This window comes from Flavobacterium esculini (genome assembly GCF_048284325.1).
In the GTDB taxonomy this organism is placed as follows: domain Bacteria; phylum Bacteroidota; class Bacteroidia; order Flavobacteriales; family Flavobacteriaceae; genus Flavobacterium.
Genome location: NZ_JBLVPI010000009.1, coordinates 47,743 through 67,896 on the forward strand (window position 1 = coordinate 47,743; position 20,154 = coordinate 67,896).

A 20,154-nucleotide genomic window follows, 5' to 3' on the forward strand; every position below is an offset into this window, starting at 1 on the left:
ATTTTTTTTTATTCTAATTATTTTTATTCACCCCAATGCGCCAACTCATCAGCCGACCATAATTCAGGAAAAAATATTCTGCGTTGGTATTTTGGGTGCATGTATTTTTTCCAGTCACTTCCGCCTGTAGCTTCTCCATTTCCTTTTCCGCTATGATCTATATATTTTATTGCTACATTCAAATGTTGCATTACCCAAGTAATATTTACTGTGTGGTCATAATGACGCATCGCTTTTACTAACTCCGGATTCTCTTGATCTAAATTTGGAAGTTGCTTGAATTTTTGCCAAATATTTATGGTATTGTATTCCTCCATATGTTTTAAAAACATTCCTTTGTATTTTCTTTCAAATTCCTCTAGCAAAAATGATTTTTCTCCTGTCTGATAATCTTTTCCTGCTGCTTGCCAATATAAATGTTCGAAAGCAAATTCGAAAGGAGTATTCCTGTCAATTGAACCTCTATAACGGTAATCTATAAGATTTATTAAGTCAGTAGAACAAAATTCTATTAATCTGTATTGCGCACTTTGAAAACCACTGGCCGGAGTAAGCGTATTTCTAAATTTCATGTATTGATCTACATCCATTCCATTTTCCATAATCCCGAAAGAAGTTGTCAGCATATCAAAATAGCGACTGATTCTCATTAATTTTTCAGTAAAAAACTCCGTTTTTATGTCCTGACAATAGGAGATTTGATTCATTTCCCAAAGTATCATTTTAAATATCAATTCATTAACCTGATGATACATAATAAAAACCATTTCGTCTGGAAGTGTAGTCCTTTGAATCTGAAGATTTAACAACGCGTCAGTATGAATATAATCCCAATAAGTAATCGGCTTAGACCAAAGTAGTCCTTCTAAATGTGTCTCGGTTTTTTGGTTTATTGCTTGGTACTTAAGATCAATTTCTTTTAAAATTGCATCAGAATTGTCATTATTGTCCATTACTATTTTTTATTTTAAACTGATTCTTCAATCCTCTAAATTCATCTAAATCTGCTTTGATTGAACCTACAGCCAAACTTGCTTTAATGCGCAAGGGTATTTTATTGTCATCGTCCGAAATCCAAACGGTTAAACTTTCCTGCTCTTTAAAGACACGTCCTGATTGCACTAAGGGTCTAAAAACCATCGCTGCAACAATCCCAAATTTAGTTGTAATATTTTCACGGCCTACAAACTTCATCTTAAATTTTGTAGCCTCATCATCAAAGAACATATCAATGGCTACTGAATCTCCTACTTTGATTTTATCAATGTTCGGAAAATTTCTTAAATAGTAGAAAGTAGACAAAATGTCTTGTGCATTTTTTGGAATAACGATTGTCTTTTCGTTTTTGTGCTTGTAATCTTTTACAAGAATTTTATTTGTAGTTTGATTGAAAAAACCTTCTTGATTTTTAGTATATCCTCCTTCATTGATTTTTCTTACAAATCGATATGGATTTCCAGTTTCCTTATCAATATAACTTTCATACAAATCATCCACCTTAAAGAAAAATCGGGACATTCCCGTAGTGAATCCTTTACCAATGACATGGAATGTTTTTTTATTATTTAAAACAGCATCTTTCACTTCAAGCGTCGCATAACCTGCATTCACTATACCGTAATGAATTCTAAATTTAAAATACTCACCCACATCATAAGCATCCTCTTTTTGAGAATCGAAACTTACGGTTGTTACAAATAGTATTAATAGTATTATTTTTTTCATTACTTTTTTGTCAATTTATTGACTGTAATAGCAAATTTTGTTCCAAATATATTAAAACAAAAAAACTCAGTCAAATAATGACTGAGTTTTTATGCTATTAACTAACCAAAAAACTATAAATTATGAAATTTATATCAATATAGGAAGGAAACCACCCCTTCCTGTTTTGTAGGTGCAAAGCTAATTAATAAAACTAATTTTTAAAGCTTCTAAATAAAGTTTAACACAACATTTGCATAAAAACAGACCATTCACTGATTATTTTTTAACACAATGTAAAAATAACACTCTTTTATAACGTTCCTCGCAATTGTTGTTCTCGTTCTATAGACTCAAAAAGAGCCTTGAAATTACCCGCTCCAAAACCTTTGGCTCCCATTCTTTGTATAATTTCAAAAAACAATGTTGGTCGATCTTGTACTGGTTTTGTGAAAATTTGTAATAAATACCCTTCCTCATCCGCATCGACCATAATGGCCAGCTTCTCAATCTCATTTAAATCTTCTTTCATCATTTTCATGTGTTCTCCCAATCGCTCCGGAATCGCCTCGTAATAAGTATGTGGAGGAGCTGACAAGAATTCTATTCCTCTTGCTTTCAACTGAGATACGGTTTTGATAATATCATCCGTTGCAATAGCGATATGCTGAATTCCAGGTCCGCCATAAAAGTCTAGATATTCCTCGATTTGTGATTTTTTCTTTCCCTCGGCAGGTTCGTTAATTGGGAATTTAATTCTTCCGTTTCCATTGGACATGACCTTACTCATCAGGGCCGAATATTCAGTATTAATTTGTTTGTCATCAAAAGAAAGGAAATTCACAAATCCCATTACCTCCTCATAGAACTTAACCCAAGTATTCATCTCGTTCCAGCCTACATTACCCACCATGTGGTCTATGTATTTTAATCCTGTTGGTTCTGGATTGTAATCGGATTTCCATTCCTTATATCCAGGCAAGAAAACACCGTTATAATTTTTACGTTCTACAAAAACATGAACAGTTTCTCCGTACGTATAAATTCCCGAACGCACTACTTCTCCAAATTCATCTTTCTCAACCGTAGGTTCCATAAAAGAGCGCGCACCACGTTTCATTGTTTCCTCGTAAGCGCTGGTGGCATCTTCTACCCAAAGTGCAGCAACTTTTACGCCGTCTCCATGTTTTCTTAAATGTTCATGTATGGGAGAATCTTGCGTTAATGGAGTGGTCAATACGATGCGAATCTTATCTTGTTTCAGCACATAAGACGTTCTGTCTCTTACCCCTGTTTCCAAGCCTGCATAAGCCAATGATTGATATCCGAAAGCGGTTTTATAATAATGTGCGGATTGTTTTGCGTTTCCTACATAGAATTCTACATAATCGGTTCCTAATAAAGGAAGGAAATCTTGCGCTCCTTCAAATATTTTTTCTAATCCGTATTCTACTGATTTTACTTCTTTGCTCATTGTGATTTATTTTTTGATTCGGTAAATCTAATTTTGGAACGCGGATAATCCTGCTACAATAGATTTACATAGATTTACTAATTTAAAAAAAAGTTGTTGTTTACCCTAAAGCCTAGCCCTGATAGCAGTGAAAATCCTTTTTTGAGGTTTTTTTACCTCAAAAAAGATTGTAACGGATAGCAGGAAATAGCTCCTAATTACTCTACCCAAGATTTATAATACTGTCCATCGTCAAGTCCCATGGCTTCTTCGGTTACCATTAACGGGCGAAACGTATCGACCATAACCGCTAATTCGTGCGTTATGGTTTGACCAATGCTGCGCTCCATTGCTCCTGGCGCCGGTCCGTGCGGAATTCCTTTTGGATGTAACGTAATGTGACCTTGCTCAATATTATTGCGGCTCATAAAATCGCCATCTACATAATACAAAACCTCATCGCTGTCGATATTGCTGTGATTATAGGGTGCCGGAATTGCTTTTGGGTGGTAATCGTACAATCTTGGAACGAAAGAGCAAACTACAAAAGTCGCTGTTTCAAATGTTTGATGTACTGGTGGCGGTTGATGGACGCGACCTGTTATAGGTTCAAAATTGTGAATACTGAATCCATAAGGAAAATTGTAACCATCCCAACCCACAACGTCAAAAGGATGTGCGGCATATACAACTTCATGCATCATACCTTCTTTTTTGATTTTGATAAGGAAGTCCCCTTTTTCATCATGAGTTTCTAACTCGTTTGGCAAAATAAAATCGCGTTCGCAAAACGGAGCATGCTCTAAATGCTGACCTGATTCGTTTTTATAGCGTTTTGGAGTATAAAACGGCGCAAATGATTCGACGTAAAATAATCGATTTTCTAAAGTTTCAAAATCGATTTGATAAATTATCCCTCGTGGAATAATCAGATAATCACCATACTTAAAAGGAATATTTCCCATCATGGTGCGCAATTTTCCTTTTCCTTTGTGAATGAAAATCATTTCATCGGCATCGGCATTTTTATAGAAATACGTTCGCAAGGATTGTTTTGGCGCCGCTAATCCAATGGTACAGTCTTTATTGACTAGCATGGGTTTGCGACTGTCCAAAAAATCATCTTCGGGCTTTAATTCAAAACCTTTTAACAATAAAGATTTTATGTTTTTCCCAATGGCAATTTTAGGCTCAACGGGATAGGAACTAATGATTTCCTTTACTTGGGTTGGTCTGTGGACATGATATAACAATGACGAATGGCCATGAAAACCCTCGGTTCCAAAAAGCTGCTCGTAGTACAAGCCACCGTTTGGTTTTTCGAATTGCGTGTGTCTCTTTTGGGGGAAACTTCCCAATTTATGGTATAAAGGCATGATTTTTTTGTTTAAAAGTGTAACAATTTAAAGTTGAGATTACTTTATAATATGCTATGATAAATCAAAAAAAAGGTATTCACTCAGGATTTCTCTTGATGAGGAATTGAAGATAATCTAATAAACCTAGCCATTTTGTTTTCATTATAACAAATATCGGAATTATTATTGAAATAAATTACAATTAAAACAAAAATCCAACACTAAACCAAGTATATCCTTTTCCAGTTTCCGGTGACCAGGAATGTTTTATTTCTAGTGGCCCAATTACAGTCTCAAGGCCATATCCTACCGCATATCCTGAATACTTTGGAATCGAAATCCAATTTACTGATTCAAAAATTCTATCCCCGATATTGGCGAAATTTGCCGAGAAGTTAAAATGATTATTCTTATAAAACTCATAGTCAATTGTTCCTGTTGACTTTATATAACTATCGGCGGCCAAACTTAAATAATCATAACCATACAAATACTTAAAATTATTTATGGGATTGTACCCGTAACCACCCAAAACAAAATTGAAAAAAGAAACACTTTCATTACCAAATGAAAATCCCGCATCCGTTTGAAATTTTACTGTGACGTTTTTAAAAAGTGTCGCCGCTATTCCAAAATCGCCTTTTGCAATTGAGAACGGTTTAAAATCCCCAGTATAATTAGAAGAAAGCAAATAGGATTGAATATCCCCTGAGAAATACCATCCTTTTTTAGGGAAATATTTATTATCAAAAGAATCAAATTTCATATACCCAAAAACACTTAGATAATTACTTTTATCAATTATAGGATCCACATTAGCCAATGTTTCCGATTTTATTTTTAAAAATTTAAGCTCTACTCCGCCGCCTACTAGAAATTTTTGTACAAACAACGATTGAAAATAAACTTGGTTTGTTAAGTCAGTAAAATCAACATTAATTGAATTTACTTCACTTAAATTCAAATTACTTATCCCTTTAGCCACATTTCTATTAAACTGATTGAACTGCGATTTGAAACCAAAGCTCATATTAAATCCATTCTCCACGTAGTAATCTAAATTGTACCTGATATTGTCTCCTAAAACAATGTCAAATGACGCGATATCATTTTTAAAAAGCGTTTTTTTACGTGTCAAATTAACCAGAACAGCGCTTTTAAACAAATTATCATAATGCAATCCAAATTTTAAATAAGTCTTTGTGGGATTTTCTTTTAAACTGAGATTTAAGTCGTCATTATTTTCATTAGCATCCAACGAATAAGATATGGCGCTGAAATTTTGAGTGGCATTAATATTGTTTATCCCCTTCACCAAATCATTATACGTGGTTTTAACTCCAGGTTTAAACCTTAGTTTACCAACAACATAATCGTGTGTATAATTATCCAGTTCATTACAATTTATATTTTTAATTTGTAAACTGTCAGTCATTATTTTTAAATCCGGTCTCTTATATGGTTTTGATTCGTCAACTAATAGTTTTAATTTTTCAAAAACAGAAAACGTTGCTTCTTCTCCTTTTCTAATAATTTCTTTTCCTTTATCAAATGATATAACACCGTAGTTTTTGATATCTGGTTTTATATAGATATCAGTGTCTTTTACGTTTCTCTTCATTCGTTCTATAGATTGAAGATTAGTAATTTGCACCAAAATCCGTGTTGCGTCTTTAAGTTGGGTTCTGTCCAGTAAATCATTCTGAACATCAACGCCTATGATAATATCTGCCCCAAGTTTTCGTACCTCTTCAATAGGATAATTGTTAGCAACGCCTCCATCCACCAGTAATTTTCCATCAATTTCTACAGGTGAAAACAAGGATGGAAAAGCGGAACTGGCAATCATAGCCTGAGCCAAATTTCCTTTATTCAACAAAACTTGTTCCCCAGTTTCTATATTCGTTCCAATGCATAAAAAAGGAATTGGGAGTTCATTAAAGTCTTTAATATGCCTAACGTTTCTGGTAATTCTACTCAGCAAATTATAATTGTACATCCCTTTTGACAATGCTTCAGGAATACCTATTTTTAGTTTATTAAATGGCAGAACCAACGCGTATAATTCGTCGTTTCGTCTTTCATAAAAATTTTTTGAAGAGCGGGGAATGAAGTCGTTTAATAGTTCATCAAAATTTGTTGATTGAAAAATAGAATCAATCTGACTTGCATTATATCCCGAAGCATAAAGCCCGCCAACAACTGCCCCCATACTGGTACCGCCAATGTAGTCAATCTTGATTCCTGCTTCTTCAAGCACTTTTAAAACACCAATATGCGCAAATCCTTTTGCTCCACCACCACTTAAAACCAAACCTATTTTTGGTCGGCGTTGCTCTTGAGAAAACAAAGGTAGACTCATACAAAAAACAATGAACAACAGCGCAATTTTCTTCATAAGTAGGAATTTGGTATATAGAAAGGTTTAATTAATTATTCATTTGTTGCCTTGTAAAATTCGGTAATTTTTTTGGCTTTTGATACACCTATAACGTCACAAATTTCTTTTTCTGTCGCCAACTTCAATCTTTTAACACTTTTAAAGTGCTGAATCAAAGTCAACATCGTTTTTTCTCCAATACCAGGAATACTTTCTATCGAAGAATTTAGAGCTGCTTTACTTCTTTTATCCCTGTGATGCGTAATCCCAAAACGGTGTGCTTCATTGCGCAATTGCTGAATTATCTTCAAGGTTTCTGATTTTTTATCTAAATATAACGGGATAGAATCTCCTGGGTAAAAAAGCTCTTCCAGTCTTTTGGCAATTCCAATAATGGCTATTTTTCCTCGTAATCCCAATTCATCAATACTTTTCAATGCCGATGATAATTGTCCTTTTCCTCCGTCAATGATGATTAATTGTGGTAAAGGTTCATTTTCATCGAGCAATCTTTTGTATCTTCTGTAAACTACTTCGGTCATCGAAGCAAAATCATCCGGTCCTTCGACTGTTTTTAGATTAAAATGGCGGTAATCCTTTTTGCTGGGTTTCCCATCTTTAAAAACAACACAAGCCGCTACTGGATTTGTTCCTTGAATATTCGAGTTATCAAAACATTCAATGTGTCTTGGCTCCACCGGCAATCGCAAATCTTTTTGCATTTGCGCCATAATTCTTTTTGTATGGCGATCAGGATCTACAATTTGCAGTTGTTTTAATTGTTCGATTCGGTAAAACTTAGCGTTCCGAACGGATAAATCTAAAATTTGCTTTTTATCTCCCAATTGTGGAACCGTAATTTTTATGTTTTCACCCAAATCAACGTGAAACGGAACGATTACTTCCCGAGACAACAATTGAAAACGTTCTCTCAATTCGATAATGGCCAATTCTAATAATTCTTCATCGGATTCGTCCAGTTTCTTTTTAATTTCCATCGTATGCGAACGAATAATCGAACCGTGAGAAATTTGCAGGAAATTCACATAAGCAGCACTTTCATCCGAAACAATCGAAAACACATCGATGTTGGTGATTTTTGGATTTACAATCGTGGAGCGTGATTGGTAATTTTCCAGCACTTCTATTTTTTCTTTTATTTTTTGCGCTTCTTCAAAATGCATATCTGCAGCCAGATTCGTCATTACGCGCTTGAAATCTTTCATACTTTCCTTGAAATTCCCTTTTAAGATTTCGCGAATCGCATCAACTTGCTTCTGGTAATTTTCCAAAGTTTCAAAACCTTCACAAGGACCCATGCAATTACCAATATGATATTCGAGACAAACCTTGAATTTCCCACTATCAATATTGCTTTTGCTCAAATCATAATTGCAGGTTCTAAGCGGATACAATTCTTTTATGAGTTCTAAAATAGTATGCACCGTTTTAAAACTGGTATAGGGTCCAAAATATTCCGACCCATCTTTGACCATTCTTCGAGTGGCAAATATGCGCGAAAAAGGTTCTTTTTTGATACACAACCACGGATAACTTTTGTCGTCCCGCAATAACACATTGTAACGGGGCTGCAAGGTTTTTATAAGGTTGTTTTCCAATAAAAGCGCATCGGTTTCCGTAGGAACTACTATGTGTTTTATGGTCACAATTTTCTTAACCAGCACATTGGTTTTGGCTGTGTCATGAATTTTATTAAAATAGGAAGAAACCCTTTTTTTTAAATTTTTGGCTTTGCCTACATACAAAATTTTCCCTTCCTTGTCGTAATATTGATATACGCCGGGATTATCAGGCAAGGTCTGTATTTGTAAGGCTAAAGATGTTAGATTCATATAACAAAGTTAATCTCAAAAAACACGAAATACAAATCAATGTCCTCGAAATCTTTCTGACGAAAGTTTTATCAGAATTTTACTTTCTAATTCGTTATTATCCCTATTTTTATCTTTTCAATATCTTATGATAAAAATCAATACCACACCTATAGTTCTTTTTGGCGAAAGCATTATTCCCGGCGAAAGTAAAACCATCAATGTGGAAATTGCCAGATTACATACCACAACAAAACTGAACATCCCTATTATTGTCCGACGTTCTAAAATTGATGGCCCAGTGGTTCTTTTCTCCGCAGGAATACATGGCGACGAAATCAATGGGGTAGAAATCGTCAGGCAACTTATCCATAAAAAAATAAACAAGCCAAAAAGAGGCACAATCATCTGTATTCCTATAATAAATGTTTATGGATTCGTCAATAAATCAAGGGAATTTCCTGATGGCAGGGATTTAAATCGAGTTTTTCCAGGAAGTAAAACTGGTTCTCTGGCCAGTAGATTCGCTTTTCATATTTTAACAGAAATAATGCCAATTGTAGAATACGCAGTCGATTTTCATGCCGGTGGTGCAAGCCGTTTCAATGCACCACAAATCCGTCTTACCCAAAATAATCCAGGCTTAAAAATATTGGCCGATGTATTTAATGCGCCTTTCACTTTATATTCTAAAAATATTTCGGGCTCTTTCAGGAGTTCGAGTGAAAAATTGAATGTAAAGATGCTGCTTTTTGAAGGCGGAAAATCACTAGACATCAACAACACTATTGCCGATGAAGGCGTAAATGGAGTAAAGCGCTTGTTAGCTCACCTTGACATGCTAGATCCAAAACATTATGTTAACAGACAAAGAACACCCACTATTTATATTGAAAAATCCGGCTGGATAAGAGCCAAATGTTCTGGATTGTTGCATGATTACGATACAATAGGAAAATTTGTAAAAAAAGGAACTATTCTCGCGACCATAACAGATCCTTTTGGAAAATTTGAACGAAAAGTAAAAGCGCCAAATGACGGTTACGTAATCAATGCAAATCATTCGCCTATTGTTTACGAAGGCGATGCTATTTATCACATGTCCAATACTAATGAAGAAGATGAAGAATAAAAAAGAATTAAGATTAAAGCACAAAGCCTTGCGAAATTCACTTTCGGAAAATGAATTGGAAGAAATGAGTTTGGCTATTGCCAATAAAGTACTGGAACTTCCTATTTGGGAGAAAACCTATTTCCATATTTTCCTTCCCATTACGGAACACAAGGAAGTCAACACCGAATTTATTTTACACGTGCTAACCGGAAAAAACAAGGAAATCGTTCTTTCCAAATGCGATTTTAAAACGTGTAATTTGATTCATTATCTTTTGACGGACAATACCAAAATCAAGAAAAACGAATATAATATTCCCGAACCTGTCGATGGGATTGAAGTCCCAACGCATAAAATCGATGTCGTTTTTGTACCTCTTCTGGCTTTCGACAAAAAAGGAAATCGGGTAGGTTACGGTAAAGGATTTTATGACAAATTCTTATCGGAATGCAAACCGCAAACCATCAAAATCGGCCTTTCTTTCTTTGATCCTGAAGAATTGATTACAGATGTTTTTGAAGGCGATGTTAAACTGGATTATTGTGTGACACCAACTTTAATTCACTCTTTTTAATTTTGAATACGTACTTTCGCATATAAACTCAAATTAAAACCATGAAAAAAATTCAATACTCAAGATTTACAACAATTTTTTTAATTGCTGTATTTGCCATTTCACTATCTAACTGTGCGGTTAGAGTAGGGACAAACTCTAACAGAGCCTCTTATAAAGCTAAAAGGATTCCACCAGGACAAGCCAAAAAAATGAATGGAGATAAAAGCGCTAAGCGTTATGCTCCGGGTCAAAACAAATAAATCCAATAATAAAAAAGACCTATTCAAATTATGAAATAGGTCTTTTTTATTTTGTGAAATAGCGATTTGAAAAATTTAGTTCGTTTTATGATGAAATGCCTTTTTATTGAAAAAAATCAAGATTCCCACTCCTGTAGAAATCGCCATGTCGGCAACGTTGAAAATAGCGTTGAAAAAAGTAAATTCTTTTCCGCCCCAAACGGGTATCCAACTGGGTAAAACTCCATGCCAAAAAGGGAAATAAAACATATCGACAACTTGACCGTGAAACCAAGTTCCATAAGGTTTGTCAGTAAATAAAGTAGCCAATTGCTGGTGACTGTCATCAAAAATAACTCCGTAGAAAACAGAATCTATGATGTTCCCAAAAGCACCTGCAAGAATTAACGCAATGGCCACAATTAAGTAATTTGAACTGTGTTTTCTTTCAACAGAATCCCACAACCAATACCCGATTCCACCAACAGCAACCAATCTAAAAAGTGTCAGGAATAATTTTCCATAGGCGCCCGGGATTTTAGTTCCCCATGCCATCCCTTCATTTTCTATGAAAAGAATTTTGAACCATTTGAAAACTTCAACTTCTTCGCCTAAAATAAAATTAGTTTTGATGTATATTTTTGAAACTTGATCAACAAGTAATATGATAAAAATAAGGAGATACGCTTTTCGTAATGACATTTTATAAATTTTAATGGCGCAAAAGTAACAATTTAATCAAAAAAAACGCTCCCAATGGAGCGTTAAATATTGTTCAACAAGAGGTTTATCGTTGCAAGTTTTTTGCTTCGATGCTCATTGTAGCGTGAGGAACGATTTTCAATCTTTCTTTCCCAATTAATTTGCCTGTTACTTTGCAAATTCCGTAGGTTTTATTTTCTACACGGAAAAGTGCATTTTTCAAATCACGAATAAACTTTTCCTGACGGATTGCCAGTTGCGAGTTTGCTTCTTTAGACATCGTTTCGCTTCCCTCTTCAAAGGCTTTAAACGTAGGCGAAGTATCATCAGTCCCATTATTCAAATCATTCATGTACGCACTTTTTATCAAATCTAAATCTGCCTGTGCTTTTTGAATTTTGTTAAGGATTATCTCTTTGAACTCTGCTAAATCTGCGTCAGAGTATCTTGTTGCTTCATCTACCATTATTATATTATTTTGAAATTAATATCATTGTTTTTATTTCGTCAAATTCAATTTCCGTACCGTTTTCTATTTCATCTACAAAAACCAAATCGCTGGTTAATGTTTCTGATTTGATATACGCTTCATTTTTAAGAATTGCCTCTTCTAAAAGTCCGTTTCTTTTCAGTTGAACTTTAATTTTATCAGTAACTTCAAATCCTGAATCTTTACGGATATTCTGAATTCTGTTTACTAATTCTCGGGCAACTCCTTCTTGTTTTAATGCTGGAGAAATTGTAATGTCAAGCGCAACCGTTATTCCGTTTGAATTAGCTACCAGCCAGCCTTCAATATCTTGTGATGTAATTTCTACATCTTCTAATGTTAAAGTTACGTTATTTCCTGCAATTACAATATCCAGACTTCCTTCCTTGTCCAATTGACTGATCTGTTCCTTAGAAAATCCTTGTATTTCCTTAGAAATCAAGCCCATGTCTTTTCCAAAACGGGGTCCGAGCGCTTTAAAATTCGGTTTAATTTGTTTCACCAAAACACCCGAAGCATCATCTAAAAGTACGATTTCTTTTACATTTACCTCTGCTTTTATAAGGTCGGAAATGGCTTCAATTTCAGCTCTCTGATTCTCGTCAAGTACTGGTATCATTACCTTTTGCAATGGTTGACGCACCTTTATCATTTCCTTTTTTCGGAGCGATAAAACCAGTGATGAAATGGTTTGTGCCTTCTGCATTTTGCTCTCTAACATTTTATTAACAAAGTTTTCAACGTGTTTTGGAAACTCCGCCAAATGTACACTGTCGTACTTTTCTGACTGTGTTGTTACAGTTAAATCTCTGTAAAGTTTATCCATGAAGAATGGAGCGATTGGCGCGCCCAGTTTACTTATGGTTAACAAACATGTATATAAGGTTTGATAAGCCGCGATTTTGTCCTGTGCATATTCCCCTTTCCAGAAGCGTCTCCTGCACAAACGAACGTACCAATTACTCAAGTTTTCCTGTACAAATTCAGAGATTGCACGAGCCGCTTTTGTTGGCTCATAATCCGCATAATAGCTATCAACATCTTTTATCAAGGTATTCAATTCCGAGATAATCCATTGATCAATTTCCGGTCTTCCATTTAACGGAATTTCCGCTTCTTCAAATTTGAAACCATCAATATTGGCGTATAAACTAAAGAACGAATACGTGTTGTACAATGTTCCAAAGAATTTTCTGCGCACCTCAGCGATACCTTCTAAATCAAATTTCAAGTTGTCCCAAGGATTCGCATTGGAAATCATATACCAACGCGTTGCATCTGGACCGTATTCTTTTAATGTTTCGAATGGATCTGCGGCATTCCCTAAACGTTTGGACATTTTCTGTCCGTTTTTATCTAAAACCAATCCGTTTGAAACTACATTTTTATAGGCTACTTTATCGAAAACTAATGTTCCAATAGCGTGCAAGGTATAAAACCAACCACGGGTTTGATCGACTCCTTCGGCAATGAAATCAGCAGGAAAATCTTTATTTTGGTCAATTTTATCTTTGTTTTCAAAAGGATAATGCCATTGTGCATACGGCATGGAACCCGAATCAAACCAAACATCAATCAAATCCGATTCACGCTTCATCGGTTTTCCAGAAGCAGAAACCAACGTGATTTCATCGACTACATTTTTATGCAAATCAACTAAATCGTAATTTGTTTCCGCCATATTTCTAATTTCAAACCCTTTGAAAGGATTTTCTTTTTGGAAACCTGCAGCGATTGATTTTTCGATTTCGTTGTATAATTCTTCAACGGAGCCTATTAAGATTTCTTCTCCCGAACCGTCGGGACCATCTTCGGTTCTCCAAATTGGCAACGGAATTCCCCAGAATCTTGAACGCGATAAATTCCAGTCATTGGCATTTTTTAACCAATTCCCAAAACGTCCTTCTCCGGTAGCTTTTGGCTTCCAGTTGATGGTTTCGTTCAAGTCGAACATTCTGTCTTTAACTTCAGATATTTTTATAAACCAAGAATCCAAAGGGTAATATAAAATAGGCTTGTCTGTTCTCCAGCAATGTGGGTAACTGTGCACGTATTTCTCTACCTTGAAGGCTTTATTTTCTTCTTTTAATTGAATGGCGATTTCAACATCTATAGAACGCTCTGGTGCTTCACCATCATTATAATATTCGTTTTTGACATATTTACCGGCATATTCACCCATGTGGGAAGTGAATTTCCCTTGCAAATCTACTAACGGAACCGGAGTTCCATTTTCGTCCAGAACTAACATTGGAGGAACTTCCGGTGTAGCTTCTTTAGCCACTTTTGCATCATCAGCACCAAATGTTGGCGCAGTATGTACAATTCCAGTTCCGTCTTCGGTAGTTACGAAATCCCCTGAAATTACTCTAAAAGCATCTTCTGGATTTTGGTATGGCAAAGTAAACGACAGTAATTGTTCGTAACGAATATCAACCAAATCAGCTCCTTTGCATTCAGCAAGAACCTGATAAGGAATTTTCTTATCACCTTCTTTGAAATTTTCAAAATCAGCTGGTTCAGCACTTTCGAAGAACCCTTTTCCGAATTGTTTTCCAACTAAATTCTTAGCTAAAATCAATGTTGCCGGACGAAACGTATATTGATTGAATGTTTTTACTAAAGCATATTCGATTCTTGGACCTACAGTCAAAGCAGTATTACTTGGCAAAGTCCACGGCGTTGTCGTCCACGCCAAGAAATAGATATCCTCTAAATCCAACGCTTCTAATTTGTAATGCTGTAAGTTTTTTGAAGTGATATAATCATAAAACTTAGAGAACAGCAATTCTTTGTGCGCGTCAATCACTTTAAATTGTGCCACAACTGTCGTATCCGTTACATCACGGTAACTTCCGGGTTGGTTCACTTCGTGAGAAGACAATCCTGTTCCTGCTTTTGGAGAATACGGTTGAATGGTGTAGCCTTTGTACATCAAATCCTTGTTGTAGATTTGTTTCAAAATCCACCAAACCGTTTCCATATATTTGGATTTATACGTCACATATGGATCTTTCATATCCACCCAATACCCCATTTTTTCAGTCAAATCATTCCATACGTCCGTATAACGCATCACGGTTTTTTTACACGCTTCGTTGTATTCTTCGATGGAAATGGTCTTTCCAATATCTTCTTTGGTAATTCCTAATTCTTTTTCAGTACCCAATTCCACTGGTAAACCATGCGTGTCCCAACCAGCTTTACGCTTTACTTGGAACCCTTTTTGAGTTTTATATCTACAAAAAATATCTTTAATCGCACGCGCCATTACATGATGAATTCCTGGCAATCCATTTGCCGAAGGCGGACCTTCAAAAAACACGAATGGTGGGTTTCCTTCACGAGTGGTTACGCTTTTCTCAAATATGTTTTCCTTCTTCCAAAAATCAAGTACTTCTGACGCTACCGTTGGTAAGTCAAGTCCTTTGTATTCAGTAAATTTTGTGCTCATTTTATCCTTTTCTAAATCGAGGTGCGAAAGTAAGGAATTTTGAATAAAAGAAAGAAAAGAAGAGGGAAAATAGACGAAATTGGACTGATAATTCGATAAAATGGAATCAAAATATCCTTTTATTGCTTTCTAAGAGAAAACTTCTTTTAAAACGTCTAAAGATTTTGGTTTTTTAAAGCCGTCCAAATGAAAATTGTAGTAATCAATCAGTATTCTTAAAACTATTTGTCTTTCAATGACATGGAATATTTTTTGATTGTTATCGAATTTTAAATCAATCAACTTTTTAAACAAATTGCTTTCATGTTCCGTGAGCGAACTGATGGCATGAAAGGGCGTAAAAATACCTTCGTTCATTTCGAAAAAAGGCATATCCATATCCGAAATATCGGGGTAAAAGCCCAAATATTTTGTAGTTTCCAATAATAAAATCAAATGAAAATTGGCAATTTCATCATGGTTGTCCAACCAATGCAAGGCCGTTTCTAAAAAAGTAAACAGGTGCTCATTTTTTTCTTCTTCATGAATCGAATGGTGCAGCATTTCCGAAATGAACATCACAATCGTACTTTTATAAATATCCGAATGAATGGAATGAAAAGGAGAAGCGATTTTTATTTCCTTAAAATTTTCCAAAGTACCTTTGTTTTTATGAACCGCTTCAATTTCAAGAATGGTCAACGGTTGAAAATAGGCAATTTTCTGATTGGCTTTCCGGGAAGAAAAAGCATCCCGAACAAAATAGGATTTCAAACCATGAGACAGCGTAAAGCATTTCACAATCAAGCTTTTTTCTTGAAATTTTAAGGAAGAAAGGACAATGGCTTTGGTCTTTACAAGCATTTTAGGTGTTGGTTTTAAATATTCTAAAACCCAGAGTTATCTAATTATCATTACTTTTTTAACTTTAGTTTCCACTCCGTCTTGTGCCGAAATAAAAATCATATACACTCCAGAAGCCACTTTGTATTTTCCAAAAGCCGTGGTATCCCATTCTATAGTTCCTCCTTCGGAAGTAGTTTCATAAACTAGATTTCCTTCAATATCGGTGATTTTAATATTAGCTTTATCGAGCAACCCGGCAATTTTAACGGTTCCTTGGTATTCCGGTCGCACTGGATTTGGATACACATAGGCGTTACTTAAATCATCATTTGCAGCAGTCGAAACTCCTTTAAAAGAAACTAAACCTTTTGCGGTAGCGATAAAAACTTCACCCGTCACACTGTTTATATCAATATCATTGATTACATTACTTGGCAAAGGCGAGTTGCTGGTCGTAAAATGATATTTTGTTTCTTGACCGTTCGGCGACACTAAAAAAACACCGGAATCCGCTGTACCAATCCATTTATTATTTGCTCCATCGACAACAATATCAGTAATAAATTGTTCATATAATAATTCTTGCGCTAAGTTATCTTCTAAAATAATTATCGGATTGGTCGTTAATTGATCCTCTGATTGAAAACTGCCAACATTAGACAAAATCCGTAATCCTTTTGTAGTCCCAATCCAAAGTTGGTTTCTGGTGTCAACTGCGACAACTCTGACATCAGCAATAGGCAAATTTCCTGCATCTGGACCTGTAGTTATTTTTTTGAATTTATTATTGTTTTCATTAAAACCAATAACGCCATCTCCACTTGTGGAAAGCCATTTGGTTCCATTTTTATCAATTGCAATTGTTCCGAAATTAGTATCAATTGGAGAATCCAGAATGTTATCCATAGCATAACTTTGCCATTGTCCAGTAGTTTTCAACACTTTCAATCCATTTTTTATTCTGCTATTGGTCACCCAAAAATTTCCTGATTTATCAAATGCGGCTCCGTTTATTCGAATGTCAATATAATTTGGACCCGCAAAGGTTAATGATTCCAGACCACTATTGGTTTTATTGTATAAAATTTTTGGTTCGTCATTTTCGATTTTAAGCAATCCTGAAAAAAAAGAACTCGCATACACTTCATTTTCATTACTGGGATTTACCGTGATTCTGGTCATGGATTTAGCTCCCAAAACGTTCTCATACGGAATATTCAACCATCCTGTTGTGCTAAATTTACTCACGCCGTAATGATCTAATTCATACGGATTATAATCTACTGAATAATCCCCGTAAACGGTCCAAAGCGAATTTGATGTGGCTTGAAGTGCAAATATATTATTCCGTGAAGGTCCAATTGGAGTTGTATTTTCAAAAACTGTAGCTGAAGAAAGGGAAGTAGTAATCAATCCATCTTCCTTTGTTCCAATAAAAATCGTGTCACCTATTATTGTAGCACAATTAAAACTCGGAGTGCTTGCTGTAATTTGGTTTGTGTTTATTTGACGTACCAAAGCCATCTGACTGTTGTAAATATAAATGCTGTTTAAAGTAGTTACTATCAAATAACCCGCAGCTGCTCTCATATCCACAGCAGGTGATGAAAGCACTAAATATCCAGTAAATGAATTAGTGATCACATCGTATTTATGAATGTATCCAGAAGCATTAACAGCAAAGAGATCTGAACCTAATGTTGCAATACCTGACCAGTTTCCGACATTAATTGTCTCCCACTGGCTGAAAGCAACTAAATTCTTATTGCTTATATCGGCTCTTTTAACACCGTTATTAGTAGCTGCATAAATAAATCCATTAAATAATGTTGTTTGGTTCACCATTATTTCGGCGCCATTTGTACCAATAAAATAGGTGTCACCAAATTGCATGGTAGCCAAATTGAATTGAACTATTCCAAAATCACAGGAAACATAAGCAATACCTTCAAATTCCATGAAGTGATTGATTTTTTTTATGTTTGAAGGAAGTTGTTTATTGATAATGTCGACCACATTGAGCATCGTTCCATCAGCTTCATTGATGACTATTATCAATCCGTTTTCATATCCTACAGCTGTTTTATTCAATGTTGCACTGTGGTATAATGCCGAAATGGTTTCTCCGGAAAGTCCGTCAATAGTATTGGTAGTTTTAATTTGGTTAGTAGCTAGGTTTTTAGAAAATAAGGCGTTTTCTGAAGCGGCAAAAACTGCGGATGCAGATTCCGAAATATCTTTAATTCCATTATAAGAGAAATATCCTTGCCACAACAGATTACTTTGGGCAAAACCCATTTGGATAAAAAGTAAGAGTAAAAAACATAAGACGTTCTTTTTCATTATTTGCAGGAATATTGGTTTACAAATATAGAACAAACGAAAGTATTAGGATTTTGTTACGCAAAAAAAATGCCTTCTGCCGATGTTACGGATGGAAGGCATTATATTTTAACTCCCACTCCTTTTGAGAGTCCCTATGCTTCGGGAGGGATGAGGATTTTTTATACCACTCCTTGAGCTAACATTGCGTCAGCTACTTTTACAAATCCGGCAATATTTGCACCTTTAACATAGTTTACGTAACCTTCTGCGTCAGTACCATATTTCTTGCACTGATTGTGTATTCCAACCATGATTTCTTTTAATCTGGAGTCCACTTCCTCACTCGTCCAGTTAAGGCGAATTGAGTTTTGTGTCATCTCTAATCCTGAAGCTGCTACACCCCCTGCATTTGCTGCTTTACCTGGAGCAAAAAGCACTTTAGCTTTCAAGAAAAGCTTTATTGCTTCCAGCGTACAAGGCATATTTGCCGCTTCAGTAACACAAATAACACCATTCGCAATTAAGTGTTTTGCATCTTCCTCATTCAACTCATTTTGAGTTGCACAAGGTATCGCAATATCAACTTTTACTTCCCATACGCTTTTACCTTTATGGAATTTAGCCTTTGGATATTTTTCTAAATAGGCTTCAGCTCTATTGTCACCTCTTGCTCTCATTTCAAGCATAAAGTCAATTTTATCTCCAGAGATTCCTTCCTCATCATAAATATACCCATCAGGGCCCGAAATAGTAACTATTTTCCCTCCAAGATCGTTTATTTTTAAAGCTACTCCCCACGCAACATTACCAAATCCTGAAATAGAAACTGTTTTACCATTAATAGTTTGCCCAATAGTTTTAAGCATTTGTTCAGCAAAATAAACAACTCCGTAACCCGTTGCTTCCGGTCGAATTAAAGACCCGCCATAAGCTAGTCCTTTACCTGTTAAAACTCCGGTAAACTCATTTCTTATTCGCTTGTATTGGCCAAATAAATAACCAATTTCTCTGGCTCCAACACCTATATCTCCTGCAGGAACGTCTAGCTGCGGTCCAATATGTCTGCACAATTCCGTCATGAAAGATTGACAGAAACGCATTACTTCAGGATCAGATTTCCCTTGAGGATCAAAATCAGATCCTCCTTTACCTCCACCCATTGGCAAAGTGGTCAAACTATTTTTGAATACTTGTTCGAATGCTAAAAATTTTAATACTGATAAATTTACGGTATGATGGAAACGTATTCCTCCTTTATAAGGTCCAATTGCAGAATTCATTTGGATTCTGAAACCTCTATTTACCTGAATTTCGCCTTTATCATCTACCCAGGGAACACGAAATATAATCGAACGCTCTGGTTCCGCTATTCTGAGAAGCAAATTTTTTCCATCATACTTTTTTTGCTCTGCAATGAATGGGATAACAGTTTCAGCAAATTCTCTAACCGCTTGAATAAATTCAGGCTCATTTGGATTTTTTGACTCAACTTGAGCCATAAATTGATTTATTTTATTTTCCATCTTGAAATAAATTATTCAAACAAAATTAATATTAATAGTTTCCTCAAATACAATGATTATCTTTAAGAAAACGTTTTCGTTGGTATAGACAAAGATACATTTTATAAAAATATTGAAGTCTATTTTTTCATTTTATCGATAGAATTATCTTTTTATTAAGCAATTACAAAGAAATCTACTTTTCAAACATCGTTTACAA

The 20,154-nt window shown here is 35.2% G+C and carries 15 protein-coding genes; 3 read left to right on the forward strand and 12 right to left on the reverse strand.

All coding sequences use genetic code 11. From position 1 onward, the window contains the following. Positions 1–23: 23 nt before the first annotated feature. From ACNQGG_RS09465 to uvrC, 6 genes are all read right to left on the reverse strand, one after another. On the reverse strand, positions 24–953 hold the full coding sequence (locus ACNQGG_RS09465; protein ID WP_417963347.1) for a tryptophan 2,3-dioxygenase family protein: 930 nt from the start codon (positions 951–953) through the stop codon (positions 24–26). Continuing rightward, positions 943–1,725, reverse strand: coding sequence for a DUF3108 domain-containing protein (locus tag ACNQGG_RS09470; RefSeq protein ID WP_417963349.1), 783 nt, complete (start codon positions 1,723–1,725; stop codon positions 943–945). The genes ACNQGG_RS09465 and ACNQGG_RS09470 overlap by 11 nt, the downstream gene beginning before the upstream one ends. Before the next feature lie 292 nt (positions 1,726–2,017). Further along, the gene (gene hppD / locus ACNQGG_RS09475) at positions 2,018–3,178 is read right to left on the reverse strand and encodes a 4-hydroxyphenylpyruvate dioxygenase (protein WP_417963351.1); all 1,161 of its coding nucleotides are present in this window, start codon (positions 3,176–3,178) and stop codon (positions 2,018–2,020) included. Positions 3,179–3,375: 197 nt separating this feature from the next. Then, positions 3,376–4,533 carry a homogentisate 1,2-dioxygenase gene (locus ACNQGG_RS09480; protein WP_417963353.1) on the reverse strand — a complete coding sequence of 386 codons (1,158 nt, stop codon included), beginning with the start codon at positions 4,531–4,533 and terminating at the stop codon, positions 3,376–3,378. 184 nt (positions 4,534–4,717) lie between these two features. Beyond that, a complete protein-coding gene (locus ACNQGG_RS09485) occupies positions 4,718–6,913 on the reverse strand; it encodes a patatin-like phospholipase family protein (RefSeq protein WP_417963355.1) in 2,196 nt (731 codons plus the stop codon). Positions 6,914–6,948: 35 nt separating this feature from the next. Beyond that, positions 6,949–8,748 (reverse strand): excinuclease ABC subunit UvrC, encoded by a 1,800-nt coding sequence (gene uvrC, locus ACNQGG_RS09490; protein ID WP_417963357.1) that lies wholly within the window; start codon positions 8,746–8,748, stop codon positions 6,949–6,951. A 127-nt stretch (positions 8,749–8,875) separates the two neighbouring features. Between uvrC and ACNQGG_RS09495 the strand changes: the two genes are divergently transcribed. From ACNQGG_RS09495 to ACNQGG_RS09505, 3 genes are read left to right on the forward strand one after another with little or no spacing between them, the layout of a single operon-like run. Further along, positions 8,876–9,859: a succinylglutamate desuccinylase/aspartoacylase family protein gene (locus tag ACNQGG_RS09495; RefSeq protein ID WP_417963359.1), complete on the forward strand. Its 984-nt coding sequence runs from the start codon at positions 8,876–8,878 to the stop codon at positions 9,857–9,859. After that, a complete protein-coding gene (locus ACNQGG_RS09500) occupies positions 9,849–10,415 on the forward strand; it encodes a 5-formyltetrahydrofolate cyclo-ligase (RefSeq protein WP_417963361.1) in 567 nt (188 codons plus the stop codon). The genes ACNQGG_RS09495 and ACNQGG_RS09500 overlap by 11 nt, the downstream gene beginning before the upstream one ends. A gap of 41 nt (positions 10,416–10,456) precedes the next feature. Next, complete coding sequence (locus ACNQGG_RS09505; protein ID WP_417963363.1) at positions 10,457–10,657, forward strand: hypothetical protein; 201 nt, start codon at positions 10,457–10,459, stop codon at positions 10,655–10,657. Between the two features lie 75 nt (positions 10,658–10,732). Here ACNQGG_RS09505 and ACNQGG_RS09510 read toward each other — a convergent pair whose 3' ends face one another. From ACNQGG_RS09510 to gdhA, 6 genes are all read right to left on the reverse strand, one after another. Further along, positions 10,733–11,338 (reverse strand): lipoprotein signal peptidase, encoded by a 606-nt coding sequence (locus ACNQGG_RS09510; RefSeq protein ID WP_417963365.1) that lies wholly within the window; start codon positions 11,336–11,338, stop codon positions 10,733–10,735. 85 nt (positions 11,339–11,423) lie between these two features. After that, positions 11,424–11,804, reverse strand: a complete 381-nt coding sequence (locus ACNQGG_RS09515) for a TraR/DksA family transcriptional regulator (RefSeq protein ID WP_291248120.1) — start codon at positions 11,802–11,804, stop codon at positions 11,424–11,426. Between the two features lie 7 nt (positions 11,805–11,811). Further along, on the reverse strand, positions 11,812–15,282 hold the full coding sequence (gene ileS, locus ACNQGG_RS09520; protein WP_417963368.1) for an isoleucine--tRNA ligase: 3,471 nt from the start codon (positions 15,280–15,282) through the stop codon (positions 11,812–11,814). 129 nt (positions 15,283–15,411) lie between these two features. After that, the gene (gene recO / locus ACNQGG_RS09525) at positions 15,412–16,125 is read right to left on the reverse strand and encodes a DNA repair protein RecO (protein ID WP_417963370.1); all 714 of its coding nucleotides are present in this window, start codon (positions 16,123–16,125) and stop codon (positions 15,412–15,414) included. A 36-nt stretch (positions 16,126–16,161) separates the two neighbouring features. Further along, the gene (gene porZ, locus ACNQGG_RS09530; protein ID WP_417963372.1) at positions 16,162–18,450 is read right to left on the reverse strand and encodes a type IX secretion system anionic LPS delivery protein PorZ; all 2,289 of its coding nucleotides are present in this window, start codon (positions 18,448–18,450) and stop codon (positions 16,162–16,164) included. Between the two features lie 161 nt (positions 18,451–18,611). After that, entirely contained in the window at positions 18,612–19,955 is a 1,344-nt protein-coding gene (gene gdhA, locus ACNQGG_RS09535) for an NADP-specific glutamate dehydrogenase (RefSeq protein WP_417963374.1), read from the reverse strand. Between the last annotated feature and the right edge of the window lie 199 nt (positions 19,956–20,154).